This is a genomic window from Bacillus basilensis, assembly GCF_050630465.1.
Taxonomy (GTDB): Bacteria; Bacillota; Bacilli; order Bacillales; family Bacillaceae_G; genus Bacillus_A; species Bacillus_A basilensis.
This window is the reverse complement of the sequence record NZ_JBNTQO010000047.1, coordinates 1-1,486: the sequence shown is the minus strand read 5'-3', so window position 1 is coordinate 1,486 and position 1,486 is coordinate 1. Positions and strand designations below refer to the sequence as shown.

The 1,486-nt window shown below is 51.0% G+C and carries 1 rRNA gene; it reads left to right on the top strand.

What is annotated here, in order from left to right:
- Positions 1-1,486: ribosomal RNA gene (locus ACQVV1_RS29615) — 23S ribosomal RNA — on the top strand; the annotation flags it as partial.

Sequence of the window (1,486 nt, the reverse complement as noted above, 5' to 3'; positions counted from 1 at the left end):
AGCGAAAGCGAGTCTGAATAGGGCGTTTAGTACGTGGTCGTAGACCCGAAACCAGGTGATCTACCCATGTCCAGGGTGAAGTTCAGGTAACACTGAATGGAGGCCCGAACCCACGCACGTTGAAAAGTGCGGGGATGAGGTGTGGGTAGCGGAGAAATTCCAATCGAACCTGGAGATAGCTGGTTCTCCCCGAAATAGCTTTAGGGCTAGCCTTAAGTGTAAGAGTCTTGGAGGTAGAGCACTGATTGGACTAGGGGTCCTCATCGGATTACCGAATTCAGTCAAACTCCGAATGCCAATGACTTATCCTTAGGAGTCAGACTGCGAGTGATAAGATCCGTAGTCAAAAGGGAAACAGCCCAGACCGCCAGCTAAGGTCCCAAAGTGTGTATTAAGTGGAAAAGGATGTGGAGTTGCTTAGACAACTAGGATGTTGGCTTAGAAGCAGCCACCATTTAAAGAGTGCGTAATAGCTCACTAGTCGAGTGACTCTGCGCCGAAAATGTACCGGGGCTAAATACACCACCGAAGCTGCGGATTGATACCAATGGTATCAGTGGTAGGGGAGCGTTCTAAGGACAGTGAAGTCAGACCGTAAGGACTGGTGGAGTGCTTAGAAGTGAGAATGCCGGTATGAGTAGCGAAAGACGGGTGAGAATCCCGTCCACCGAATGCCTAAGGTTTCCTGAGGAAGGCTCGTCCGCTCAGGGTTAGTCAGGACCTAAGCCGAGGCCGACAGGCGTAGGCGATGGACAACAGGTTGATATTCCTGTACCACCTCTTTATCGTTTGAGCAATGGAGGGACGCAGAAGGATAGAAGAAGCGTGCGATTGGTTGTGCACGTCCAAGCAGTTAGGCTGATAAGTAGGCAAATCCGCTTATCGTGAAGGCTGAGCTGTGATGGGGAAGCTCCTTATGGAGCGAAGTCTTTGATTCCCCGCTGCCAAGAAAAGCTTCTAGCGAGATAAAAGGTGCCTGTACCGCAAACCGACACAGGTAGGCGAGGAGAGAATCCTAAGGTGTGCGAGAGAACTCTGGTTAAGGAACTCGGCAAAATGACCCCGTAACTTCGGGAGAAGGGGTGCTTTCTTAACGGAAAGCCGCAGTGAATAGGCCCAAGCGACTGTTTAGCAAAAACACAGCTCTCTGCGAAGCCGTAAGGCGAAGTATAGGGGGTGACACCTGCCCGGTGCTGGAAGGTTAAGGAGAGGGGTTAGCGTAAGCGAAGCTCTGAACTGAAGCCCCAGTAAACGGCGGCCGTAACTATAACGGTCCTAAGGTAGCGAAATTCCTTGTCGGGTAAGTTCCGACCCGCACGAAAGGTGTAACGATTTGGGCACTGTCTCAACCAGAGACTCGGTGAAATTATAGTACCTGTGAAGATGCAGGTTACCCGCGACAGGACGGAAAGACCCCGTGGAGCTTTACTGTAGCCTGATATTGAATTTTGGTACAGTTTGTACAGGATAGGCGGGAGCCTTTGAA